Origin of the sequence: Citrobacter sp. Cpo142 (assembly GCF_030332425.1) — a bacterium.
Classification (GTDB): domain Bacteria; phylum Pseudomonadota; class Gammaproteobacteria; order Enterobacterales; family Enterobacteriaceae; genus Citrobacter; species Citrobacter portucalensis.
Map to the genome: position 1 here is coordinate 21,849 of NZ_JAOWHW010000151.1, position 25,377 is coordinate 47,225.

Annotated in this window: 24 protein-coding genes; 13 read left to right on the plus strand and 11 right to left on the minus strand. The window is 52.5% G+C overall.

Features of this window, described 5'->3' with window-relative positions; all coding sequences use genetic code 11:
* Positions 1–10 precede the first annotated feature (10 nt).
* The 11 genes from atpA (at position 11) to phoU (ending at position 13,355) form a co-directional block, all read left to right on the plus strand.
* Entirely contained in the window at positions 11–1,552 is a 1,542-nt protein-coding gene (atpA, locus tag OGY18_RS26570; RefSeq protein ID WP_003827026.1) for a F0F1 ATP synthase subunit alpha, read from the plus strand.
* A gap of 50 nt (positions 1,553–1,602) precedes the next feature.
* A complete protein-coding gene (gene atpG / locus OGY18_RS26575; RefSeq protein WP_003023804.1) occupies positions 1,603–2,466 on the plus strand; it encodes a F0F1 ATP synthase subunit gamma in 864 nt (287 codons plus the stop codon).
* A 26-nt stretch (positions 2,467–2,492) separates the two neighbouring features.
* On the plus strand, positions 2,493–3,875 hold the full coding sequence (gene atpD, locus OGY18_RS26580; protein ID WP_003023806.1) for a F0F1 ATP synthase subunit beta: 1,383 nt from the start codon (positions 2,493–2,495) through the stop codon (positions 3,873–3,875).
* Between the two features lie 20 nt (positions 3,876–3,895).
* A complete protein-coding gene (locus OGY18_RS26585; RefSeq protein WP_003023809.1) occupies positions 3,896–4,315 on the plus strand; it encodes a F0F1 ATP synthase subunit epsilon in 420 nt (139 codons plus the stop codon).
* A 671-nt stretch (positions 4,316–4,986) separates the two neighbouring features.
* Entirely contained in the window at positions 4,987–6,357 is a 1,371-nt protein-coding gene (glmU, locus tag OGY18_RS26590) for a bifunctional UDP-N-acetylglucosamine diphosphorylase/glucosamine-1-phosphate N-acetyltransferase GlmU (protein ID WP_149280830.1), read from the plus strand.
* A 240-nt stretch (positions 6,358–6,597) separates the two neighbouring features.
* Positions 6,598–8,427, plus strand: a complete 1,830-nt coding sequence (glmS, locus tag OGY18_RS26595) for a glutamine--fructose-6-phosphate transaminase (isomerizing) (RefSeq protein WP_003827031.1) — start codon at positions 6,598–6,600, stop codon at positions 8,425–8,427.
* Between the two features lie 334 nt (positions 8,428–8,761).
* Complete coding sequence (gene pstS, locus OGY18_RS26600; RefSeq protein ID WP_003827033.1) at positions 8,762–9,802, plus strand: phosphate ABC transporter substrate-binding protein PstS; 1,041 nt, start codon at positions 8,762–8,764, stop codon at positions 9,800–9,802.
* A gap of 143 nt (positions 9,803–9,945) precedes the next feature.
* On the plus strand, positions 9,946–10,905 hold the full coding sequence (gene pstC, locus OGY18_RS26605) for a phosphate ABC transporter permease PstC (RefSeq protein ID WP_003827035.1): 960 nt from the start codon (positions 9,946–9,948) through the stop codon (positions 10,903–10,905).
* Positions 10,905–11,795: a phosphate ABC transporter permease PstA gene (gene pstA, locus OGY18_RS26610; protein WP_003827037.1), complete on the plus strand. Its 891-nt coding sequence runs from the start codon at positions 10,905–10,907 to the stop codon at positions 11,793–11,795. The genes pstC and pstA overlap by 1 nt, the downstream gene beginning before the upstream one ends.
* A gap of 46 nt (positions 11,796–11,841) precedes the next feature.
* Positions 11,842–12,615, plus strand: coding sequence for a phosphate ABC transporter ATP-binding protein PstB (gene pstB / locus OGY18_RS26615; protein ID WP_003023821.1), 774 nt, complete (start codon positions 11,842–11,844; stop codon positions 12,613–12,615).
* Between the two features lie 14 nt (positions 12,616–12,629).
* A complete protein-coding gene (gene phoU, locus OGY18_RS26620) occupies positions 12,630–13,355 on the plus strand; it encodes a phosphate signaling complex protein PhoU (RefSeq protein WP_003023824.1) in 726 nt (241 codons plus the stop codon).
* Between the two features lie 121 nt (positions 13,356–13,476).
* On the opposite strand, the gene yieH is transcribed toward phoU, so the two are convergent.
* On the minus strand, positions 13,477–14,142 hold the full coding sequence (gene yieH / locus OGY18_RS26625) for a 6-phosphogluconate phosphatase (RefSeq protein WP_003827040.1): 666 nt from the start codon (positions 14,140–14,142) through the stop codon (positions 13,477–13,479).
* Positions 14,143–14,309: 167 nt separating this feature from the next.
* Between yieH and adeP the strand changes: the two genes are divergently transcribed.
* Positions 14,310–15,647, plus strand: coding sequence for an adenine permease AdeP (adeP, locus tag OGY18_RS26630; RefSeq protein ID WP_286554962.1), 1,338 nt, complete (start codon positions 14,310–14,312; stop codon positions 15,645–15,647).
* 56 nt (positions 15,648–15,703) lie between these two features.
* On the opposite strand, the gene OGY18_RS26635 is transcribed toward adeP, so the two are convergent.
* The 10 genes from OGY18_RS26635 to OGY18_RS27610 all read right to left on the minus strand — a co-directional run bounded on the left by OGY18_RS26635 (position 15,704) and on the right by OGY18_RS27610 (position 23,747).
* Entirely contained in the window at positions 15,704–16,270 is a 567-nt protein-coding gene (locus tag OGY18_RS26635) for an NADPH-dependent FMN reductase (protein ID WP_003827046.1), read from the minus strand.
* 30 nt (positions 16,271–16,300) lie between these two features.
* Entirely contained in the window at positions 16,301–17,047 is a 747-nt protein-coding gene (locus OGY18_RS26640) for a 4'-phosphopantetheinyl transferase family protein (protein ID WP_286554965.1), read from the minus strand.
* A 166-nt stretch (positions 17,048–17,213) separates the two neighbouring features.
* Positions 17,214–18,173, minus strand: a complete 960-nt coding sequence (yidZ, locus tag OGY18_RS26645; RefSeq protein ID WP_149280827.1) for an HTH-type transcriptional regulator YidZ — start codon at positions 18,171–18,173, stop codon at positions 17,214–17,216.
* On the minus strand, positions 18,142–19,323 hold the full coding sequence (locus OGY18_RS26650; RefSeq protein ID WP_191213669.1) for an MFS transporter: 1,182 nt from the start codon (positions 19,321–19,323) through the stop codon (positions 18,142–18,144). The genes yidZ and OGY18_RS26650 overlap by 32 nt, the downstream gene beginning before the upstream one ends.
* 182 nt (positions 19,324–19,505) lie before the next feature.
* Positions 19,506–20,870: a tRNA uridine-5-carboxymethylaminomethyl(34) synthesis GTPase MnmE gene (gene mnmE / locus OGY18_RS26655; RefSeq protein ID WP_003844431.1), complete on the minus strand. Its 1,365-nt coding sequence runs from the start codon at positions 20,868–20,870 to the stop codon at positions 19,506–19,508.
* A 105-nt stretch (positions 20,871–20,975) separates the two neighbouring features.
* Positions 20,976–22,622 carry a membrane protein insertase YidC gene (gene yidC / locus OGY18_RS26660; protein ID WP_003827058.1) on the minus strand — a complete coding sequence of 549 codons (1,647 nt, stop codon included), beginning with the start codon at positions 22,620–22,622 and terminating at the stop codon, positions 20,976–20,978.
* Positions 22,623–22,624: 2 nt separating this feature from the next.
* Positions 22,625–22,882 carry a membrane protein insertion efficiency factor YidD gene (gene yidD, locus OGY18_RS26665; RefSeq protein ID WP_003023846.1) on the minus strand — a complete coding sequence of 86 codons (258 nt, stop codon included), beginning with the start codon at positions 22,880–22,882 and terminating at the stop codon, positions 22,625–22,627.
* Positions 22,846–23,205 (minus strand): ribonuclease P protein component, encoded by a 360-nt coding sequence (gene rnpA, locus OGY18_RS26670; RefSeq protein WP_003844432.1) that lies wholly within the window; start codon positions 23,203–23,205, stop codon positions 22,846–22,848. The genes yidD and rnpA overlap by 37 nt, the downstream gene beginning before the upstream one ends.
* 17 nt (positions 23,206–23,222) lie before the next feature.
* Positions 23,223–23,363, minus strand: a complete 141-nt coding sequence (rpmH, locus tag OGY18_RS26675; protein ID WP_003023858.1) for a 50S ribosomal protein L34 — start codon at positions 23,361–23,363, stop codon at positions 23,223–23,225.
* A gap of 228 nt (positions 23,364–23,591) precedes the next feature.
* On the minus strand, positions 23,592–23,747 hold the full coding sequence (locus OGY18_RS27610; RefSeq protein WP_418219453.1) for a hypothetical protein: 156 nt from the start codon (positions 23,745–23,747) through the stop codon (positions 23,592–23,594).
* Positions 23,748–23,969: 222 nt separating this feature from the next.
* On the opposite strand from OGY18_RS27610, the gene dnaA reads away from it, so the two are divergent.
* Complete coding sequence (dnaA, locus tag OGY18_RS26680) at positions 23,970–25,373, plus strand: chromosomal replication initiator protein DnaA (protein WP_003827078.1); 1,404 nt, start codon at positions 23,970–23,972, stop codon at positions 25,371–25,373.
* The last annotated feature ends 4 nt before the right edge of the window (positions 25,374–25,377 follow it).

Here is a 25,377-nt window from a genome sequence, read left to right on the forward strand (position 1 = left end):
GGACTGGAGCATGCAACTGAATTCCACCGAAATCAGCGAACTGATCAAGCAGCGCATTGCTCAGTTCAGTGTTGTGAGCGAAGCTCATAACGAAGGTACTATTGTTTCTGTAAGTGACGGTGTTATCCGCATTCACGGCCTGGCCGATTGTATGCAGGGTGAGATGATTTCCCTGCCGGGTAACCGTTACGCTATCGCACTGAACCTGGAGCGCGACTCCGTAGGTGCAGTAGTGATGGGTCCATACGCTGACCTCGCCGAAGGCATGAAGGTTAAGTGTACGGGTCGTATTCTGGAAGTTCCGGTTGGCCGTGGCCTGCTGGGTCGTGTGGTGAACACTCTGGGTTCCCCGATTGACGGTAAAGGTCCGGTTGATAACGATGGCTTCTCGCCGATCGAAGTTATCGCACCAGGCGTAATCGAACGTCAGTCCGTCGACCAGCCAGTACAGACCGGTTATAAATCTGTTGATGCCATGATCCCAATCGGTCGTGGCCAGCGTGAGCTGATCATCGGTGACCGTCAGACAGGTAAAACTGCGATGGCAATCGATGCCATCATCAACCAGCGTGATTCCGGCATCAAATGTGTGTACGTGGCTATCGGCCAGAAAGCGTCCACCATTTCTAACGTGGTTCGTAAACTGGAAGAACACGGCGCACTGTCCAACACCATCGTTGTTGTGGCGACCGCGTCTGAATCTGCTGCACTGCAATACCTGGCACCATATGCCGGTTGCGCAATGGGCGAATACTTCCGTGACCGCGGTGAAGATGCACTGATCGTTTACGATGACCTGTCTAAACAGGCCGTTGCGTACCGTCAGGTTTCCCTGCTGCTGCGTCGTCCGCCAGGACGTGAAGCATTCCCGGGCGACGTATTTTACCTCCACTCCCGTCTGCTGGAACGCGCATCCCGCGTAAACGCGGAATACGTTGAGAAGTTCACCAATGGTGAAGTTAAAGGTAAAACCGGCTCCCTGACCGCTCTGCCGATTATCGAAACCCAGGCGGGTGACGTTTCTGCGTTCGTTCCGACCAACGTAATTTCCATTACCGATGGTCAGATCTTCCTGGAAACCAACCTGTTTAACTCCGGTATTCGTCCGGCAGTTAACCCGGGTATCTCCGTATCTCGTGTTGGTGGTGCAGCGCAGACCAAGATCATCAAGAAACTGTCCGGTGGTATTCGTACCGCTCTGGCACAGTATCGTGAACTGGCTGCGTTTTCTCAGTTCGCTTCCGACCTGGATGAAGCTACTCGTAAGCAGCTGAGCCATGGTCAGAAAGTAACTGAACTGCTGAAGCAGAAACAGTATGCGCCAATGTCTGTTGCACAGCAGGGTGTGGTGCTGTTTGCGGCTGAACGCGGTTACCTCGAAGATGTGGAACTGGCGAAAATCGGTAGCTTCGAAGCCGCTCTGCTGGCTTACGTTGACCGTGACCACGCTCCGCTGATGCAAGAGATCAACCAGTCCGGTGGCTATAACGATGAAATCGAAGGCAAGCTGAAAGCTATCCTCGATTCCTTCAAGGCAACCCAGTCCTGGTAACGTCTGGCGGTCTGCTTTAGGGCGGACCGCAAGGCATTGAGGAGAAGCTCATGGCCGGCGCAAAAGAGATACGTAGTAAGATCGCAAGCGTCCAGAACACGCAGAAGATCACTAAAGCGATGGAGATGGTCGCCGCTTCCAAAATGCGTAAATCGCAGGATCGCATGGCGGCCAGCCGTCCTTATGCAGAGACCATGCGCAAAGTGATTGGTCACCTTGCGAATGGTAATCTGGAATATAAGCACCCTTACCTGGAAGAACGCGACGTTAAACGCGTGGGCTACCTGGTGGTGTCGACCGACCGTGGTCTGTGCGGTGGCTTGAACATTAACCTGTTCAAAAAGCTGCTGGCGGATATGAAAACATGGTCCGATAAAGGCGTTCAGTGCGATATCGCAATGATCGGCTCTAAGGGCGTGTCTTTCTTTAACTCCGTTGGCGGAAACGTGATCGCTCAGGTAACCGGCATGGGGGATAACCCTTCCCTGTCCGAACTGATCGGTCCGGTTAAAGTGATGCTGCAAGCCTACGATGAAGGTCGTCTGGACAGACTGTACGTTGTCAGCAACAAATTTATTAACACCATGTCTCAGACGCCAACCATCACCCAACTGCTGCCTCTGCCGGCATCAGATGATGATGAATTGAAGCGTAAATCCTGGGATTACCTGTATGAACCAGACCCGAAAGCGCTGCTGGATACCCTGCTGCGTCGTTATGTCGAGTCTCAGGTTTATCAGGGCGTGGTAGAAAACCTGGCCAGCGAGCAGGCCGCACGTATGGTGGCGATGAAAGCCGCGACCGACAATGGCGGCAGCCTGATTAAAGAGCTGCAGTTGGTATACAACAAAGCTCGTCAGGCCAGCATTACTCAGGAACTCACCGAAATCGTCGGTGGTGCATCCGCGGTATAACCAGGTTAATTCGTAGAGGATTCAAGATGGCTACTGGAAAAATTGTCCAGGTAATCGGCGCCGTGGTTGACGTCGAATTCCCTCAGGATGCCGTACCGCGCGTGTACGATGCTCTTGAGGTTATGAATGGTAAAGAGAGCCTGGTGCTGGAAGTTCAGCAGCAGCTCGGCGGCGGTATCGTACGTACCATCGCCATGGGTTCTTCCGACGGTCTGCGTCGTGGTCTGGAAGTTAAAGACCTCGAACACCCGATCGAAGTCCCGGTAGGTAAAGCAACCCTGGGTCGTATCATGAACGTCCTGGGTCACCCGATCGACATGAAAGGCGATATCGGTGAAGAAGAGCGTTGGGCTATCCACCGCGCAGCACCTTCCTACGAAGAGCTGTCCAGCTCTCAGGAACTGCTGGAAACCGGCATCAAAGTTATCGACCTGATGTGTCCGTTCGCTAAGGGCGGTAAAGTCGGTCTGTTCGGTGGTGCGGGTGTAGGTAAAACCGTAAACATGATGGAGCTGATCCGTAACATCGCGATCGAACACTCCGGTTACTCCGTGTTTGCGGGCGTAGGTGAACGTACTCGTGAGGGTAACGACTTCTACCACGAAATGACCGACTCCAACGTACTGGACAAAGTATCCCTGGTATATGGCCAGATGAACGAGCCGCCGGGAAACCGTCTGCGCGTTGCACTGACCGGTCTGACCATGGCTGAGAAGTTCCGTGACGAAGGTCGTGACGTTCTGCTGTTCGTTGATAACATCTACCGTTACACCCTGGCCGGTACAGAAGTATCTGCACTGCTGGGTCGTATGCCATCAGCGGTAGGCTACCAGCCGACCCTGGCGGAAGAGATGGGTGTTCTTCAGGAACGTATCACCTCTACCAAAACCGGTTCTATCACCTCCGTTCAGGCGGTATACGTACCTGCGGATGACTTGACTGACCCGTCCCCAGCAACCACCTTTGCTCACTTGGATGCAACCGTGGTACTGAGCCGTCAGATCGCTTCTCTGGGTATCTACCCGGCAGTTGACCCGCTGGACTCCACCAGCCGTCAGTTGGATCCGCTGGTTGTTGGTCAGGAACACTACGACACCGCGCGTGGCGTACAGTCCCTGCTGCAGCGTTATCAGGAACTGAAAGACATCATCGCCATCCTGGGTATGGATGAACTGTCTGAAGAAGATAAACTGGTGGTAGCACGTGCGCGTAAGATCCAGCGCTTCCTGTCCCAGCCGTTCTTCGTTGCGGAAGTATTCACCGGTTCTCCGGGTAAATACGTTTCCCTGAAAGACACCATCCGTGGCTTTAAAGGCATCATGGAAGGCGAATACGACCACCTGCCAGAGCAGGCGTTCTACATGGTTGGTTCTATCGACGAAGCCGTGGAAAAAGCCAAAAAACTTTAACGCCTTAATCGGAGGGTGATATGGCAATGACTTACCACCTGGACGTCGTCAGCGCAGAGCAACAAATGTTCTCTGGTCTGGTCGAGAAAATCCAGGTAACGGGTAGTGAAGGTGAACTGGGTATTTTCCCGGGTCACGCACCGCTGCTCACCGCCATTAAGCCTGGTATGATCCGCATCGTTAAACAGTTCGGTCATGAAGAGTTTATCTATCTGTCCGGCGGCATTCTCGAAGTGCAGCCTGGCAGTGTGACCGTACTGGCTGATACCGCGATTCGCGGACAGGATCTCGATGAAGCGAGAGCCCTGGAAGCGAAGCGTAAGGCTGAAGAGCACATTAAGAGCTCTCATGGTGACGTGGATTACGCTCAGGCATCTGCGGAACTGGCCAAAGCGATCGCGAAACTGCGCGTTATCGAGTTGACCAAAAAAGCGATGTAACACCGGCTTGAAAAGCACAAAGGCCAGTCTGGTTTCCAGGCTGGCTTTTTTTATGGATTTGTTTCAGTAAAAGTGGAACTAAAAAGCTGTTTTATTATTTTGTGATTTACATCACAAAAAATGTTGATCGGTTAAAAAATGAGGCGTAGACTCTTTTTATGTGATGTGTGTCACAAAATTAATTCAGATAAAAACAGGATACCAACATGAAATTGTTTAACAAGATCATCGCCCTTTTCAGCAGCATGGACGTTTAGTCGTTCCCTACCTGTTCTGTGGCGCGATGCTTAATACGGTTATCAGCTAGCGCCATCGTTATTAAATCCCCCCTCCTTCGCTGTATCATTTGTTCTCTATCTTTCCCCCTCTATTTTCTCTACCCATTTTTCTGCTTCTCACTGAATCACATAAATAAAATCGTACTATGCTGATGTAATGCTTTATTCATGCGGTAAAAAAATAGCAAAAACATTAACCTAAGGCTTTAATAAGAGCAGACTCCGGGTTTTTGGGAGACAAAAGACGCCGAAATAGATGAAAATAGAGAGCTATCAGAGGGGGAATTTCCCCGATTGAACGTTTTATCTTCGGTCCATTTCACGCTGAAAAAAATGTAGTATTTTCAATGTGAAACGGTATAAATTCGTTCTCAAATTACAGTCAGGACGTGTATGTTGAATAATGCTATGAGCGTTGTGATCCTTGCCGCAGGCAAAGGCACGCGTATGTATTCCGATCTTCCTAAAGTGCTGCACACCCTCGCAGGAAAGCCGATGGTTCAGCATGTCATTGATGCAGCTAATGAATTAGGTGCGACTCATGTACACCTTGTCTACGGACACGGTGGCGATCTGCTTAAGCAAACGCTGAAAGATGGCAATCTGAATTGGGTTCTGCAGGCTGAGCAGTTGGGTACCGGCCATGCAATGCAGCAGGCGGCGCCATTCTTTAGTGATGACGAAGACATTTTAATGCTCTATGGCGATGTGCCGCTGATCTCTACAGATACCTTACGTCGCCTGCGTGAAGCCAAACCGCAGGGTGGTATCGGTTTGTTAACGGTAAAACTGGACGACCCTTCCGGCTATGGGCGTATTACGCGCGAAAACGGTAACGTCACAGGGATCGTCGAGCACAAAGATGCAACTGACGAGCAGCGTCAAATCCAGGAAATCAACACAGGCATTCTGATTGCCAACGGCGCTGACATGAAGCGTTGGCTGTCTAAACTGACCAACAACAACGTGCAGGGTGAATACTACATCACTGATATCATCGCGATGGCGTATCAGGAAGGACGTGAAATTGCTGCGGTACATCCGGCACGAATCAGTGAAACGGAAGGGGTAAATAACCGCCTTCAGTTATCCCGTCTGGAACGTGTGTATCAGTCCGAGCAGGCAGAAAAACTGCTGCTGGCGGGCGTGATGCTGCGCGATCCTGCACGTTTTGATCTTCGCGGTACGCTGATTCATGGGCGCGATGTTGAAATTGATACTAACGTTATCATTGAAGGTAACGTAACCGTTGGGGATCGCGTCAAGATTGGCACTGGCTGCATCATCAAAAACAGCGTGATTGGTGAGGGTTGTGAGCTTAGCCCGTACAGTGTGGTGGAAGATGCCCATCTGGAAGCCGCTTGCACCATCGGTCCATTCGCGCGTCTGCGCCCGGGTGCTGAGCTGCAGGAAGGCGCACACGTGGGTAACTTCGTCGAAATGAAAAAAGCGCGTCTGGGTAAAGGCTCTAAAGCTGGTCATTTGACCTATCTGGGCGATGCGGAAATTGGCGATAACGTGAATATCGGCGCGGGTACGATCACCTGCAACTACGATGGTGCCAATAAGTTTAAAACCATTATTGGTGATGATGTGTTTGTGGGTTCTGATACTCAGCTGGTGGCGCCTGTCACCGTGGGTAAAGGTGCGACGATTGCCGCCGGAACCACCGTAACGCGTAATGTCGCCGATAATGAACTGGTATTAAGCCGTGTACCTCAGGTTCATAAACAGGGCTGGCAGCGTCCGGTGAAGAAGAAGTAATTTATTTTTGCCGGATGGCGGCTTTGCCTTATCCGGCCTACGTGCGGTGACGTTCTGTAGGCCTGATAACCGTGAGCGCCATCAGGCAGACAAGAGATGAGGGGATAATATAATCCTCCGCTCAACAAGCAGTACCTATAAAAATAACCCCACTCTCTACAAGGCTCGGGGCGCCCGGAATACGGGTATCAGGTTGACCGACAACGACAGGCACAATGCCTAAATTCGGAATCAAAAAATATGTGTGGAATTGTTGGCGCTATCGCGCAGCGTGATGTAGCTGAAATCCTTCTCGAAGGTTTACGTCGTCTGGAATATCGTGGTTATGACTCTGCTGGTCTGGCCGTTGTCGATGCTGAAGGCAACATGACCCGCCTGCGTCGTCTGGGTAAAGTGCAGATGCTGACTGCTGCTGCGGAAGAACATCCGCTGCATGGTGGTACTGGTATTGCTCACACCCGCTGGGCGACACACGGTGAACCTTCAGAAGCGAACGCGCATCCCCATGTTTCTGAACACATTGTTGTGGTGCATAACGGCATCATTGAAAACCATGAACCACTGCGTGAGCTGTTGAAAACGCGTGGCTACACCTTTGTTTCTGAAACCGACACCGAAGTGATTGCTCACCTGGTGCACTGGGAGCTGGAACAGGGTGGTACGCTGCGTGAAGCCGTGCTGCGTACTATTCCGCAGCTGCGCGGTGCCTACGGCACGGTGATCATGGATACCCGTAACCCGGAAACCCTGCTGGCGGCCCGTTCTGGCAGCCCGCTGGTGATTGGTCTGGGTATGGGTGAGAACTTTATCGCTTCCGATCAGCTGGCACTGCTGCCGGTAACCCGTCGCTTCATCTTCCTGGAAGAGGGCGATATCGCGGAAGTGACCCGTCGTTCGGTCTCTATTTTCGACAAGTCTGGCGCGGAAGTGAAACGTCAGGATATCGAATCTAATCTGCAATACGATGCGGGCGAAAAAGGTATTTATCGCCACTACATGCAGAAAGAGATCTACGAACAGCCGAACGCAATTAAAAACACGCTGACCGGCCGTATCAGCCACGGTGAAGTGGATTTAAGCGAGCTGGGTTCGCATGCCAACGAGCTGCTGTCTCAGGTTGAGCATATCCAGATTATCGCCTGTGGTACGTCGTACAACTCCGGTATGGTGTCCCGCTACTGGTTTGAATCGCTGGCTGGCATTCCTTGTGATGTCGAAATTGCTTCCGAATTCCGCTATCGCAAATCCGCCGTGCGTCGTAACAGCCTGATGATCACCCTTTCCCAGTCAGGTGAAACGGCAGATACCCTGGCGGGTCTGCGCTTATCCAAAGAGTTGGGCTATCTGGGCTCGTTGGCTATTTGTAACGTACCGGGCTCTTCTCTGGTGCGCGAATCCGACCTGGCGATGATGACCAATGCTGGTACCGAAATCGGCGTGGCCTCCACGAAAGCATTTACCACTCAGCTGACCGTTCTGCTGATGCTGGTGGCGAAACTGTCTCGTCTGAAAGGCCTGGATGTGGCTATTGAGCAGGAAATCGTTCACGGTCTGCAGGCGCTGCCGAGCCGTATTGAGCAGATGCTGTCTCAGGACAAACGCATTGCCGCTCTGGCTGAAGGTTTCTCTGATAAACACCATGCGCTGTTCCTGGGCCGTGGCGATCAGTACCCGATTGCGCTGGAAGGCGCGCTGAAGCTGAAAGAGATCTCTTATATTCACGCTGAAGCTTATGCCGCAGGCGAACTGAAACACGGTCCGCTGGCGCTGATTGATGCCGATATGCCGGTTATCGTAGTCGCGCCGAACAACGAACTGCTGGAAAAACTGAAGTCCAACATTGAAGAAGTTCGCGCCCGTGGCGGTCAGCTGTACGTCTTTGCTGACCAGGATGCTGGCTTTACCAGCAGCGAAAACATGCACATCATTGAGATGCCGCATGTGGAAGAGGTTATTGCACCGATCTTCTACACCGTTCCGCTGCAGCTGCTGGCGTATCATGTGGCGCTGATTAAAGGCACCGATGTGGATCAGCCGCGTAACCTGGCTAAGTCGGTTACCGTAGAGTAATCCGTACCTTACTGAACTGAAAATGCCCTGCTATAAGCGGGGCATTTTTTTAAACTTGTTCTGTTTTTAATCAATTATCCCGCCTGTTTTATGTGACAAACCGTCATCTTCAGCTACTGTTTGCAGTGTCATAAAAAGAAAATTTTAGCGAAATATTATTGTCATGGTAATAGTTAACGTTTTGTTTTAAATGTATTTTTAGATAAATAGCTTTCCGTATTTTTCATTGTCATAAAACTGTCATATTTCGTACATTTAACTGTCACCTGTTTGTCCTATTTTGCTCACAGTAGCAACTCAAACAACAATTTACGAAAACCGTGCAGGAGACATTATGAAAGTTATGCGTACCACTGTCGCAACTGTTGTCGCCGCGACCTTATCCATGAGCGCGTTCTCTGCGTTTGCAGCAGCGAGCCTGACAGGTGCAGGTGCAACCTTCCCTGCGCCAGTGTATGCCAAATGGGCAGATACCTATCAGAAAGAGACCGGTAGCAAAGTAAACTACCAGGGTATCGGCTCCTCCGGTGGTGTAAAACAAATTACGGCCAATACCGTTGATTTCGGCGCTTCTGATGCACCGCTGTCTGACGAGAAACTGGCACAAGAAGGCCTGTTCCAGTTCCCGACCGTTATCGGCGGTGTGGTGCTGGCGGTGAATATCCCTGGACTGAAATCCGGTGAGCTGGTGCTTGACGGTAAAACGCTGGGCGACATCTACCTCGGTAAAATTAAGAAGTGGGATGACGAAGCCATCACCAAACTGAACCCAGGTCTGAAGCTGCCTTCGCAAAATATCGCCGTTGTACGTCGCGCTGATGGTTCTGGTACTTCCTTTGTCTTCACTAGCTACCTGGCGAAAGTGAACGAAGAGTGGAAATCTAAAATTGGTTCCGGCTCTACCGTTAACTGGCCGACCGGTCTGGGCGGTAAAGGTAACGACGGTATCGCCGCGTTCGTACAGCGTCTGCCGGGTTCTATCGGTTACGTTGAGTACGCTTACGCTAAGCAGAACAACCTGGCGTACACCAAGCTGGTCTCTGCTGATGGCAAACCGGTAAGCCCGACCGAAGAAAACTTTGCCAACGCCGCTAAAGGCGCTGACTGGAGCAAAACCTTCGCTCAGGATCTGACTAACCAGAAAGGTGACGATGCGTGGCCAATCACTTCCACCACCTTCATCCTGGTCCATAAAGAGCAGAAGAAGCCTGAGCAGGGCGTTGAAGTGCTGAAATTCTTCGACTGGGCATACAAAAATGGTGGCAAACAGGCTAATGACCTGGATTACGCCAGCCTGCCGGACAGCGTGGTTGAGCAGATTCGTGCTGCATGGAAGACCAACGTGAAAGACAGCAGCGGTAAAGCGCTGTACTAATAGAATATCTTTAACGAGTTGGCGGATGGCGCTACGCTTATCCGCCCTACAGTTCCGACTGTAGGCCCAATTTGTAGGCCGGATAAGCGTAGCGCCATCCGGCAGGGCAATTTCGTAAACGCGTTTAACTTAAAGAGTGATTTATGGCTGCAACCAAGCCTGCTTTTAACCCACCGGGTAAAAAGGGTGACATGATATTCAGCGTGCTGGTAAAACTGGCTGCGCTGATTGTGCTATTGATGTTGGGTGGCATTATTGTCTCTCTGGTTATCTCCTCCTGGCCAAGCATTCAGAAATTTGGTTTCTCCTTTTTGTGGACCAAAGACTGGGATGCGCCGAACGATATCTACGGCGCGCTGGTACCTATTTACGGTACGCTGGTCACCTCGTTTATTGCATTGCTGATTGCCGTTCCGGTGAGTTTCGGCATTGCGCTGTTCCTGACTGAACTTGCACCTGGCTGGCTGCGTCGCCCGTTGGGTATCGCTATTGAACTGCTGGCAGCAATTCCGAGTATCGTATACGGCATGTGGGGCCTGTTTATCTTTGCCCCGCTGTTTGCGACTTACTTCCAGGAGCCGGTCGGGAACATCCTTTCCAACATTCCGTTTGTTGGCGCATTGTTTGCCGGCCCGGCGTTTGGTATCGGTATTCTGGCGGCTGGTGTGATCCTCGCTATCATGATCATTCCGTACATTGCTGCGGTTATGCGTGATGTGTTCGAACAAACGCCGGTGCTTATGAAAGAGTCAGCCTACGGCATCGGCTGTACCACCTGGGAAGTTATCTGGCGTATCGTCCTGCCGTTCACCAAAAATGGTGTGATCGGCGGTGTGATGCTGGGTCTGGGCCGCGCGCTGGGTGAAACCATGGCGGTGACCTTTATCATTGGTAACACCTACCAGCTCGATAGCGCCTCGCTGTACATGCCGGGCAACAGTATTACCTCTGCGCTGGCGAATGAATTTGCCGAAGCGGAATCTGGCCTGCACGTTGCTGCGTTGATGGAACTGGGTCTGATTCTGTTTGTGATCACCTTCATCGTACTGGCGGCGTCTAAGTTCATGATCATGCGCCTTGCGAAGAACGAGGGGGCACGCTAATGGCTACGCTTGAAATGCAAAACACCACTGCGCTGGCGGAGTCCCGCCGTAAAATGCAGGCACGTCGCCGTCTGAAGAACCGCATCGCGCTGACGCTCTCTATGGCGACCATGGCGTTCGGTCTGTTCTGGCTCATTTGGATCCTGATGTCCACGATCACCCGTGGTATTGACGGTATGTCGCTGGCGCTGTTCACAGAAATGACGCCTCCGCCGAATACAGCGGGTGGTGGTCTGGCGAACGCCCTGGCCGGTAGCGGACTGTTAATTCTGTGGGCGACCGTGTTTGGTACACCGCTTGGCATTATGGCGGGTATCTACCTGGCAGAGTACGGACGTAAGTCCTGGCTGGCTGAGGTTATCCGCTTTATCAACGACATTCTGCTGTCTGCACCATCAATCGTGGTCGGTCTGTTCGTTTACACCATCGTGGTAGCAAAAATGGAACACTTCTCTGGCTGGGCAGGCGTTATCGCGCTGGCGCTGCTGCAGGTGCCCATTGTTATCCGTACCACGGAGAACATGCTCAAGCTGGTGCCGGATAGCCTGCGTGAAGCCGCCTATGCACTGGGTACGCCGAAGTGGAAAATGATTTCTGCGATCACCCTGAAGGCGTCTGTCTCGGGGATCATTACAGGCGTTCTGTTAGCGATTGCTCGTATCGCAGGTGAAACGGCTCCGTTGCTGTTTACGTCGCTCTCCAACCAGTTCTGGAGCACCGACATGATGCAGCCTATCGCCAACCTGCCGGTCACTATCTTTAAGTTTGCGATGAGCCCGTTTGCTGAGTGGCAGCAACTGGCCTGGGCCGGGGTACTGATTATTACCCTGTGCGTACTGCTGCTGAACATTTTGGCGCGCGTCATTTTCGCGAAGAAGAAACACGGTTAATTTTTACGGCGTGGCTGATGCGGCGCCGAATGAGGAAGAGATTGAAATGAGTATGGTTGATACTGCCCCGGGTAAGATTCAGGTTCGTGATTTGAACTTCTACTATGGCAAATTCCATGCCCTGAAGAACATCAACCTGGATATTGCTAAAAACCAGGTAACGGCGTTTATCGGGCCGTCAGGCTGTGGTAAATCGACGCTGCTGCGTACGTTCAACAAAATGTTTGAACTGTACCCAGAGCAGCGTGCGGAAGGTGAAATCCTGCTGGATGGCGACAATATTCTCACCAATACCCAGGATATCGCTCTGCTGCGTGCCAAAGTGGGCATGGTATTCCAGAAGCCAACGCCGTTCCCGATGTCCATCTACGACAACATCGCTTTTGGCGTGCGTCTGTTTGAGAAACTCTCGCGTGCGGATATGGACGAGCGTGTGCAGTGGGCATTGACCAAGGCCGCATTGTGGAACGAAACCAAAGATAAATTACACCAGAGCGGGTACTCTCTCTCGGGTGGTCAGCAGCAGCGTCTGTGTATTGCGCGTGGCATCGCCATTCGCCCGGAAGTGCTTCTGCTCGATGAGCCATGTTCAGCGCTCGACCCTATTTCTACCGGGCGTATTGAAGAGCTGATCACTGAGCTGAAAGAGGATTACACCGTTGTTATCGTTACCCACAACATGCAGCAGGCTGCGCGTTGTTCCGATCACACGGCATTTATGTACCTGGGCGAGTTGATTGAGTTCAGCAACACGGACGATCTGTTCACCAAGCCCGCGAAGAAACAAACTGAAGATTACATCACCGGTCGTTACGGCTGATTCAGGAGCTTGTTGTGGATAACCTTAACCTTAATAAACATATTTCCGGCCAGTTCAATGCAGAGCTGGAAAGCATCCGTACCCAGGTGATGACCATGGGCGGCATGGTCGAGCAGCAGCTTTCTGATGCAATCACGGCGATGCACAACCAGGACAGCGAGCTGGCGAAGCGCGTCATTGAAGGCGATAAGAACGTCAACATGATGGAAGTGGCGATCGACGAAGCCTGCGTGCGTATCATCGCCAAGCGTCAACCGACAGCGAGCGATCTGCGTCTGGTGATGGCGATTATCAAAACCATCGCTGAGCTGGAACGTATTGGCGACGTGGCGGACAAAATTTGCCGTACCGCGCTGGAGAAGTTCTCGCAACAGCACCAGCCGCTGCTGGTAAGCCTGGAATCACTGGGCCGCCATACCGTACAAATGCTGCATGACGTTCTGGATGCGTTTGCACGTATGGATCTGGACGAAGCAGTGCGTATTTATCGCGAAGATAAGAAAGTTGACCAGGAATATGAAGGCATCGTGCGTCAGCTGATGACTTATATGATGGAAGACCCACGTACCATTCCAAGCGTGCTGACCGCGCTGTTCTGCGCACGTTCCATCGAACGTATCGGTGACCGCTGCCAGAATATCTGCGAATACATCTTCTACTTCGTGAAGGGACAAGACTTCCGTCACGTGGGCGGCGATGAGCTGGATAAGCTGCTGGCGGGCAAAGATCCGAAAGAATAAGCAGTTTGTTGCGTTCGCCGGGTTCCCCCGGCGTCGCTATTGTAGGCCGCATAAGGTGTTACGCCGCATCCGGCATTCTGCGCCATTCGCCTGATGGCGCTTTACTTATCGGGCCTACTGTTTATTCGACGATATTCCAACCCCGAGCCTTCCACAATTCCGGCAATTGTGCCAGATCGGTAAACGTCGTCACTTTTGGATGATCGATCGGTTTGTTATGTGGATCGGCGCAGAAGTAGAACACTTCCATCCCGGCGGCAATCCCCGCCTGCGCACCTGCGCTGGAATCATCAACCAGAATGCAGTTCTCAACGTTAACGTCCATCGCTTTCGCCGCATGGAACATCAGGGCCGGATCGGGCTTCCAACGCTGAATATCGTAGCCGCTGAACAGTAAATCAGGGAAATGGTGCAACATGCCCAGCTTACCCAGCGAATGCTGCATTTTGCTGACTGGACCGTTAGAGACCACACACATTGGTACGGCCATGCTGTCCAGTAGCGCATTGGCACCGGCAATCACCTCCAGTTCCGTATCGAACAGACGTGCGACCTCAGCGCGGTAAACCGGTTCTAAATCGGCTTTTGCCAGTTCGACACCGTGCTCTTCGTTGATAATGTCGATGATCTCGTACAGCTTTACCCCCTTGAAGCGTTTGAAAATTTCTTCAAGATCGAGCGTAATGCCAAACGCCTGGAACATGCTGACATACGCGCGAGAACAAATCACTTCACTGTCGACAAGGGTACCGTCACAGTCAAAAAATACGGCTTCTATCTGGGACATGTCATTTCCGTTTTAACAAGTTTAACGTTTTCGTAATGCATTATTGGGCGACGCAATCGTTGCCGTATAAGCAAAATCAATGAAAAAAGTTGCTCATAACCCAACCCTATTGTCGCATTTTGGTATAGGATAGCGACGAATTTTCCCTCCTTGTTCGGAAATTGATAATGAGTCAACAACACACAACCCAGGCTTCTGGCCAGGGGATGCTGGAACGCGTGTTCAAACTGCGCGAACATGGCACGACGGCACGGACCGAAGTGATCGCCGGTTTAACGACCTTCCTGACGATGGTGTATATCGTTTTTGTTAACCCGCAAATTCTTGGCGTGGCTGGCATGGATACCAGCGCTGTCTTTGTTACCACCTGCCTTATTGCTGCATTTGGTAGCATCCTGATGGGCCTGTTTGCCAACCTGCCGGTCGCACTTGCGCCTGCTATGGGCCTGAACGCATTCTTCGCTTTCGTGGTCGTTGGCGCGATGGGGCTGTCATGGCAGATTGGTATGGGCGCTATCTTCTGGGGCGCTGTTGGTCTGCTGCTGCTGACGATTTTCCGCGTTCGTTACTGGATGATTGCCAATATCCCGGTTAGCCTGCGTGTGGGGATCACCAGCGGTATTGGTCTGTTCATCGGCATGATGGGGCTGAAAAACGCCGGTGTTATCGTCGCCAACAAAGACACGCTGGTGTCTATCGGTAACCTGACGTCCCACAGTGTACTGCTCGGTATCCTGGGCTTCTTTATCATCGCGATTCTGGCGTCACGTAACATTCACGCGGCGGTGCTGATTTCTATCATTGTAACCACGCTACTGGGCTGGATGCTGGGCGATGTCCATTACAACGGTATCGTTTCTGCGCCACCGAGCGTGATGTCTGTTATCGGACATGTCGACCTGGCCGGTTCGTTTAACATTGGCCTGGCGGGTGTGATTTTCTCGTTCATGCTGGTTAACCTGTTCGACTCCTCCGGTACGCTGATTGGCGTTACGGATAAAGCCGGTCTGGCGGATGCGAAGGGCAAGTTCCCGCGCATGAAGCAAGCGCTGTATGTGGATAGCGTGTCGTCGGTTACCGGGGCGTTTATCGGGACTTCTTCCGTTACTGCGTATATCGAATCTTCTTCCGGGGTTTCGGTCGGTGGACGTACCGGTCTGACCGCCGTGGTCGTTGGCCTGCTGTTCCTGCTGGTTATCTTCCTGTCGCCGCTGGCGGGGATGGTACCGGGTTATGCAGCCGCTGGTGCGCTGATTTACGTTGGCGTCCTGATGACATCAAGCCTGTCGCGCGTGAAGTGGGATGACCTGACAGAAGCGGTTCCGGCGTTTATTACTGCCGTGATGATGCCCTTTAGCTTCTCAATTACCGAAGGTATTGCACTGGGCTTTATTTCTTATTGCGTGATGAAGATTGGTACCGGAGGTTTCCGCGATCTCAGCCCGTGCGTCATCATTGTCGCGCTGCTGTTTGTGCTGAAGATTGTGTTTATCGACGCGCACTAATCGCTGTTTATTTGCCCATATGTAAACAAGCCCGGCATATCGCCGGGCTTTTTCTTTTACGCTTTCACGCGCTGAATGTAGTCGCCAAATGCGGTCAATTGACCGGTCAGATGGTCCAGCGTGCTTTGGTCGATCACTTCACCTGTCTGCGGGTCTACTTTGTTCTGAATGACGCCGCCCATAAATTCCGGCTTGTTCATTACCATGGCGTCGAGGAATACCAGGATCTGACGCAGATGATACTGGCAGCGCGCGCCGCCAATAGCGCCCATAGAACTGGTCTGGATCAGCACCGGCTTACCCGATAATGGCTGATCGGGCAGTCGGGACAGCCAGTCGATGGCGTTCTTCAGTCCGCCCGGAACAGAATAGTTATATTCAGGTGTGACGATGACGACACCGTCAGCCTTTCTGATTTGCTCAGCCAGTGCTTCTACGCTGGCCGGAAAACCTTCTTCCTGCTGGAGGTCGGCATCGTACAGAGGGATATCACCAATCGACGGCAGCGCGTTCACTTCCATTCCCGCTGGAGCAATCTTGGGCAGCGTACGGGCAACCATTCCATTAAACGAACCTTTGCGCAGACTTCCCAGTAACGTAACAACATTCAATGTTTCAGACATGGTGGCTCCTGTTTCATCATGAAGGTTAAATCAAAGCGTATGGCTCTTCGCTGCACATAATTGAGAGAACCGGATCAGACGACCCGTTGGCTCATTGGCGCGAGTCTGGATATCAGGCAAACTTTTCCAGTCCTGTTTACCATCAAACTCCCAAACCTTGAGTTTTTCAATGGTTGGCGTAACCGCAACTGACCACACCAGTACATCTTCCGCATCGCAAATGGCTTCAACCTGCGCCACATGGGCACATTTCAGACGCCCTGCGCCGGGTAAAAGCTGGAGCTCACGCGGATCGTCATTGCACACATCGCCAGTGAGTTTGAGTACGCTCTGGCGCAATGTAATGAGCTGCGCGCGTGCTTCGTTGGGATCGTTTTGGTTATTGATCCACAGGTTTTCGTTACTGGAGAAGCGCCACGTTTTCGCTGAATTTGGATTGTGAAACCCGCGGGTGGCCCGCTGAAGTTCCATATCCAGGCCGCACGTTCCTTCAGTTGTTAGCACAACGCCGACGATATTCCCGGCATAGGAAATCGAAAAACCCGGCAGGTTCTTATCGCGAAAAACGGGCTTACCTTTGGCCTGAGTAACAATTTCGGGCAGCGTGCTGGTGCCGTAAAGCATAAACATCAGTTCAGCGAGAAGACTTCGGGAAGCCAGGAAACGTGTCCGGCGATGAGCGGGTAGATCTCTTGCTTCGATATGACATGGAGAAGGGAGGCGAGCTGAAACCAGGTGTCCCTCCGTAAGAATCCCTCTGGCAAAATGTGTCGCCATTTGTCGCTCCGTGATTAATGGTCCGTGATTATTACCAGAGTAACATTTACACGGCCTCCGGGCAGGCTTTGCTGCCCAAAAACTAAGCGAAAATGGGAGACATTACGCGATATTTACATTTCTGTTGCCAGAATGGTCGATTTAGCAACACCAAAATGAAGGATCGTCAGGAGATATCGCGATAAAGCGCCTTGATCGTGTCTTTTAGCCAGACGATCTTAGGATTGTGGCTGTTGCGTTTATGCCAAAGAAGAGTGAACGGTACGCGCATTTTTTCCAGTTGCGCTGTATCAAATGGCATCGGTCGCGCCACGAGCGGGAGCTGGTGGAGTTGGTTATAACGCTGACAATAGACCGGTGCGGTGGCTATCAGCGCGTGATCCGGCTGCGCGGCCATAAACAGCGATTGCTCAAAACCGGGCAGACATAACGCGATATTGCGTGCGCGCCCCATTTCTTGCAGGACTTCATCCAGCGCCCATGTATCGCTTTGCTCCCAGCTAATGCTGATGTGCGGATAGCGCAGAAAGGTGTCCAGATTCCACTCTTCCTGCAGTGCGGGATGATCTTCACGTAGCCAGACGCAGGGCAGATCGGAAAACAGCACTTCATGGTCGATCGACAATGGCAACAAACTCAGTAGTTCGCGCGAACGCGGATGACTTTCGCGCCCGGTAAAGCCGATATCCACTTCACCGCGAATAATGGCATCCAGCGAATCATAGTCCCAGTTGCGTATTTTGATCGTCGCCTGGGGATAGCGCTGGTAAATCTGCCGGGAGAGCGAGTTGAACATGATCATCACTAACGGCGTTTCGGCCACCAGATCAAACTTCAGCCCGCGCGGAGACTCATGGTGCGGCTTATCGAGCAGCTGATTGCCCATCTGCATCCATTCAGCCAGGTTCTGCTCCATGCTGACCATCAGCGGCGTCGGCGATAGCCCCAGCGGGGTGTTCACAAACAAGGGATCGTCAAACCAGGCCCGCAGCTTCGACAGCGATTTACTGACCGCCGACGGTGTGACGTTCATCCGTTTGGCGGTTTTAGTGACGCTGCGCTCCTGCATCAACAGCTGCAGGCAGAGCAATAAATTAAGATCGAGACTGCTGAGGGATTTCTTCATGAGTTGGCGCGGACCGGTTAGGTGCAACAGTGATAATCAGCATGATACTCACTATGCTACAGCCAATCAGAATCCCGATCAGCATATTCAGCGCATCAAGGCCAAGAACCGCCGCCAGCCAAATCCACAACGAGGAACCGCAAACCTGCGCAATACCTAATGCCGAGCTGGCGACGCCCGCGCGCAGCGAGAACGGCCCCAGCGCCTGGCTCATTGCAACACCGAAGCCGACCGAGAATCCAGCGCAGATTAACGTCAGCCCGAAAAGCGTTACTGCGTGTGAAGTGGCAAGGGTTAACACCACGCCCGCACACAGAAACAGCACCTGTGAGGTCAGCATCAGAACGCGAGGCTTAAACACGCTCAGAGCAAATGGCGTCGAGAAAGAGACCGCCATACTGATGCCTGCGGTCATGGCCATCGTAGTGGCGTACTCACCACGGTCGAAGCCCATCACTTCCATCAGCAGTACCGGAGACGTATTCACGAAGGTCAGGATCACCGACACGCTGAGGGTGGTAATGGCCAGACGGCTTAAGAAAAAACGGTTTACCAGCGATTCGGTTGTGTGGTTTTTTTCCGCCGTCGCCATAAGCGTTGCTGGACGCGATTCTCGTAGGACAAACACCGACAGCAGGCAAACAGCCACACCCATTCCCATCATCGTGTAGAACAGGCTCTGCCATGGGTATTTGAGCATGATCAGATGCCCCATCACCGGAGCCAGAACCGGCACGATACAGGTAATACCGTTCAACAACGACAGTACCTTCGCCCGACGGCGATCGTCGAGAGTGTCGCGCAGGATGGCGAAAGCCACCACGTAGCAGCAGCCCGCACCTACGCCCTGAATAAAGCGGCCTATGAGAAACGGCGTTCCGCTTTCGGCAAACGAACACAGTGCAGAGGCGAAAATAAAAATGAGGGAGCCGACAATGGCGACAGGTTTGCGACCTGACTGGTCGGCAATTTTTCCGGCGAACAGCATCGCCGTCGCCATTCCCGCCAGATAAACCGAAAACGCGATATGCAGTTGCGCCTCGCTGGCCTGTAAATCGGCAGCAATACGGGGCAGCCCCACCAGATACATATCAATACCGGCAGGATAAAGAAGAACCAGGGCGAAACTGCAGATTAGAAAGCGTGTCATAGCGACCTCATGAGAAATGTGGCGCTAAGCATACGGTCAGAGAGTCAACTGCACGAGTTGCCATTTGGACAACAGTGATTTCCACATGGGAAATTGTTGTTGCCGGGTGGCGGCGTAAACGCCTGATCCGGCCTGCGGGGCCTGTAGGCCCGGTAAGCATGACGCCACCGGGCAACACAACGTTACTTCCCAATACAGAAGCTGGAGAAAATCCGTCCCAGCAGATCGTCGGAGGTAAACTCTCCGGTGATTTCACTGAGGTTCTGCTGCGCCAGACGTAGCTCCTCTGCCAGCAATTCTCCGGCCCATGCTCCGAGTAGTTGGGCTTTTCCTTGTTCGAGATGCTCCGCCGCTTCTGCCAGCGCCTGCAGGTGACGACGACGCGCCAGGAAGCCGCCTTCCATATTGGTTTCAAAGCCCATGCTCTGTTTGAGATGGTTACGCAGTACGTCAACGCCTTCACCGGTTCGTGCTGAGAGACGAACCAGTGAGTGGCCATTTACTTCGCTAAGGCCTAGCGTCTCACCGGTAATATCCGCTTTGTTACGCACCACGGTGATCGGCAGTTTGGCTGGCAGACGGGCAATAAAGTCTGGCCAGATGTCAGCCGGGTCCACGGCGTCGGTGGTGGTGCCATCAACCATAAACAGTACACGGTCGGCCTGTTCAATTTCCTGCCAGGCACGTTCGATACCGATGCGTTCAACTTCATCGCTGGCATCACGCAGACCGGCGGTATCTATGATGTGCAGCGGCATGCCGTCGATGTGAATATGCTCACGCAGTACGTCGCGGGTCGTCCCGGCAATGTCGGTGACAATGGCCGCCTCACGGCCAGCCAGCGCGTTCAGCAGGCTTGATTTCCCGGCATTTGGCCGACCGGCAATCACCACCTTCATCCCTTCGCGCAGCAGGCTGCCCTGACGCGCTTCCGCACGCACGGCATCAAGATCGCTGATAACGCTGTTGAGTTGCGCTTCAATCTTGCCGTCAGACAGGAAGTCGATTTCTTCATCCGGGAAGTCGATCGCTGCTTCAACATAGATGCGCAGGTGAGTGAGCGCTTCCACAAGATGATTTACCCGTGCGGAAAATGCGCCCTGCAACGAGTTCAGCGCCGAGCGAGCGGCTTGCTCTGAGCTGGCATCGATCAGGTCGGCAATCGCCTCTGCCTGGGCTAAATCGAGCTTATCATTGAGAAACGCTCGCTCGGAGAATTCACCCGGTCTGGCAATGCGCAGCCCGGGAATGGTCAGAATACGTTTGAGCAGCAGGTCAAGAATCACCGGACCGCCGTGGCCCTGAAGCTCTAAAACGTCTTCACCGGTAAAGGAGTTTGGGCCGGGGAACCACAAGGCAATCCCCTGATCCAGCGTGCTGCCATCCGCGTCTTTAAACGGCAGATAATCGGCATAACGCGGTTTGGGCAGTTTCCCCAGTACGGTTTCTGCGACCTCACGCGCCTTCAGGCCGGAGATACGCAGGATACCCACGCCACCACGTCCCGGTGGGGTGGCCTGAGCGACGATGGTGTCGTTATGGCTCATGGTTTGTCTCTTCTTAATGCAATAAAAAAGGCGGTCTAATGACCGCCCTTTACTTTATGTTCCGTTTGCCGGATGGCGGCTTCGCCTAATCCGGCCTACACCGAATCAGGAGTTTTTCTTCTCGCGGCTATGCAGGCCACGTTTCTCCAGACCACGGTAAATCAGCTGCTGCTGAATAATGGTTACCAGGTTGCTGACGATATAGTACAGCACCAGACCTGACGGGAACCACAGGAAGAACACGGTGAAGATGACCGGCATGAAGGTCATGATCTTCTGCTGCATCGGGTCGGTTACGGTGGTCGGAGACATCTTCTGAATGAAGAACATCGTCACGCCCATCAGAATCGGCAGGATGTAGTACGGGTCCTGTGCAGACAGGTCATGGATCCACAGGGCGAACGGCGCATGACGCAGTTCAATGGAGCCCATCAGCATGTAGTACAACGCCAGGAAGATTGGCATCTGGATGATCAGCGGGAAGCAGCCGCCCAGCGGGTTAACCTTCTCAGCTTTGTACAGGGCCATCATTTCCTGGCTCTGACGCTGTTTGTCATCGCCCAAACGCTCACGCATAGCCTGAATCTTCGGCTGCAGCATACGCATCTTCGCCATGGAGGTGTACTGCGCTTTAGTCAGCGGGTACATGATGCCACGAACGATAAAGGTGATAACGATGATGGAGAAGCCCCAGTTACCCAGGAAGCTATGGATCCACTTCAGCAGTTTAAACAGCGGCTGAGAAATGAACCACAACCAGCCGTAATCCACGGTCAGATCCAGGTGCGGTGCAACGGCCGCCATTTTGTCCTGAATTTCCGGGCCGACCCACAGGGTGCTGGTCATTGCGCCAGTCTGGCCAGGCTGAACCAGTACCGGCTGTGATTTATAGCCGATAGCGGCAATGCCGTTACCCAGGTTAGCGGTATAGAAGTTGTTGGTGCCGTCGTTACGCGGAACCCATGCCGTTGCGAAATACTGTTGCAGCATTGCGACCCAGCCGTCTTTAGCATTGACGTTCAGGTTTTCGTTTTCAGCAATGGTGTCGAATTTGTATTTCTCATACTTCTCATCCGGCGTGGAGTACGCCGCGCCACGGAAGGTGTGCAGCGCAAAGTTGCTGCTACCGGTGTCACGATGAGATGGCAGATTGATGGATTGCTTCAGCTGACCAAAGGTGGAGATTTCCAGCGGTTTTTCGCCGGCGTTCTGCACGCTGTAGTTAACGTTGACAGCATATTCACCACGCTTAAGAACAAACGTTTTAGTGAATGTGTTACCCGCTGCGTCAGTATAGGTCATCGGGATCTGCAGTTCGTTCTGACCGTCAGCCAGTACAAACGCGTCTTTATCGACGTTGTACAGCGGACGCGGGCCGTTAGCCGGGTTATCCGGGCCGTCACGACCTGTCAGGCCACTTTGTGCCTGGTAGATGAACTGTGGCGTAGTTTCCAGTAACTGGAACGGTTCGGTAGAACCGAGTTCTTTCGGGTAAGCTGGCAGTGAAGCCTGTTCCACATCACCACCACGGGTGTTGATGGTCAGATCAAGCACGTCAGTTTTAACCGTAATCAGTTTCCCCTGGCCACTGGCCGGTACGCCCTGGTCTGCGGCGCTACCCGCTGCGGTGGTCGTTGTCTGCGTGGTCTGTTGGGCCTGAGGTTGCGGGTTTTTATCCTGCTCCCAGGCTTGCCAGATCATGAAAGACACGAACAGCAAAGCGATGACTAAAAGATTGCGTTGCGAATCCATCGTTAGTGTTCTCTGGTATCAAATGGTCCGGGCGGGACGGGATCGTCACCACCAGGGTGTAAAGGGTGGCATTTTAATACGCGTTTCACCGTCAACCAACTGCCTTTTATCACTCCAAACCTGCGCAATGCCTCAATTCCGTAGCTCGAACAGGTTGGAGTGAAACGGCAATGCGGCCCAAGCAGCGGACTGATCAGGCGTTGATAGACCCGAATGAGGGCTATCAGGACCCGCGAGCCAGGCGACAATGGCGACGCCATAATTTTTCCAACGCTTCCGAGAGAGCACGGTTATCGAGGTCAGCAACCCCTTTTTTCGCCACCACCACGAAATCCATTGCTGGAAGCTCGTGCTGACGTAAACGGAAGCTTTCACGCGTCAGACGTTTAATCCGATTGCGTTCATGCGCACGCTTAACATTTTTCTTGGCGACTGTAAGACCGATACGGGGATGCCCCAGCGAATTCAGGCGGCCGAGGATGGTGATTTGCGGCGTGCCAGCCCGTTGTGGCTGCTGGAAGACGAATGTGAAATGAGTGGGAGTTAACAAACGTAACTCCCTGGGAAATGCGAGCTTAACCACTCAGGGGCTAGCTTTTATTACTTAGAAACGGTCAGACGAGAACGGCCTTTAGCACGACGACGTGCCAGAACCTGACGACCATTTTTATTAGCCATACGAGCACGGAAGCCGTGAGAACGGTTGCGCTTCAGTACAGACGGTTGAAAAGTGCGTTTCATGGCGATTTCTACCTAAACTTGAATAAATTCACTGACTTTTGCGTATACCCGAACGAATTTCGAACGACTTACGCCACAGTGTGGGTGATTAAAGAGGCCGGATTGTAATAATTGTACACTCCGGAGTCAATTCTCTTTCCTTATTTCCCGCTTTTTTCCGCATGGTTTCGCGTAAAAAACAGGCAGCGTTGACGCCGTAAGGCGACCGTTACTCGCTGGGGGTAAGAATTATACGGGCTGGTGGATAAAGCGCAAGGATCGCTCGGGATCTTTATTAGATCGTTTAAGCAGTAAAGCATCTTTACTCATTAATTTTTTCAATATGCGCGCTAAAACCTGCAGCACTTCTCCAGGATCGTTTACACTTAGCCGATTCTGGATCATCCTGTGGATAAATCGGGAAGAATCTGTGAGAAACAGAAGATCTCTTTCTCAGTTTACGCTATGATCCGCGGTCCTGATCGTTTCAATGGATCCTGATCGGGTAAAAATTGCAGATAGCAATTCGCACGTCACCCTTTGCATAGGGTCTTGTCGATGTGCGTCAACAATCATGAATGTTTCAGCCTTTGTCATTTATCGACTTTTGTTCGAGTGGAGTCCGCCGTGTCACTTTCGCTTTGGCAGCAGTGTCTTGCCCGATTGCAGGATGAGTTACCAGCCACAGAGTTCAGTATGTGGATACGCCCGTTGCAGGCGGAACTGAGCGATAACACGCTGGCTTTGTATGCGCCAAACCGTTTCGTGCTCGATTGGGTAAGGGATAAATACCTTAATAATATTAATGGATTACTCAATAATTTCTGTGGCGCGGATGCCCCACAGCTGCGCTTTGAAGTCGGCACTAAACCCGTCACGCAAACGCTGAAAACGCCGGTCAACAACGTTGTTGCGCCCGCCCATGTGGCTCAGCAAGTGCAACCACAACGTGCAGCTCCGGCGGCGCGCCCAGGCTGGGATAACGTCCCGGCTCCGGCAGAACCTACCTATCGTTCTAACGTCAACGTCAAACACACGTTTGATAACTTCGTTGAAGGTAAATCTAACCAACTGGCGCGCGCGGCGGCACGTCAGGTGGCGGACAATCCTGGCGGCGCCTACAATCCGTTATTCCTTTATGGCGGTACGGGTCTGGGTAAAACCCACCTGTTGCACGCTGTCGGTAACGGCATTATGGCGCGTAAGCCAAACGCCAAAGTGGTGTATATGCACTCCGAGCGATTTGTGCAGGATATGGTCAAAGCCCTGCAAAACAACGCGATCGAAGAGTTTAAACGCTACTACCGTTCCGTTGACGCGCTGCTGATTGACGATATCCAATTCTTCGCGAATAAAGAGCGATCGCAGGAAGAGTTTTTCCACACCTTTAACGCCCTGCTGGAAGGCAATCAGCAGATCATCCTGACCTCGGATCGCTATCCGAAGGAGATCAACGGCGTTGAAGATCGTCTGAAATCCCGCTTTGGCTGGGGACTGACTGTCGCGATCGAACCGCCTGAACTGGAAACGCGTGTTGCGATCCTGATGAAAAAAGCCGACGAAAACGACATTCGTCTGCCAGGTGAAGTAGCGTTCTTTATTGCCAAGCGTCTACGCTCTAACGTACGTGAGCTGGAAGGCGCACTGAACCGCGTGATCGCCAACGCCAATTTTACCGGCCGGGCGATTACTATCGATTTCGTGCGCGAAGCGCTGCGCGATCTGCTGGCTTTGCAGGAAAAGCTGGTCACCATCGACAATATTCAGAAGACGGTGGCGGAGTATTACAAAATCAAAATTGCGGATCTGCTTTCTAAGCGTCGATCTCGCTCGGTAGCTCGCCCGCGCCAGATGGCGATGGCGCTGGCAAAAGAGCTCACTAACCACAGTTTGCCGGAAATCGGCGACGCGTTTGGTGGGCGTGACCATACTACCGTGCTTCATGCCTGCCGCAAGATTGAGCAGTTGCGTGAAGAAAGCCATGATATTAAAGAAGATTTCTCCAATTTAATCAGAACATTATCTTCGTGACGCT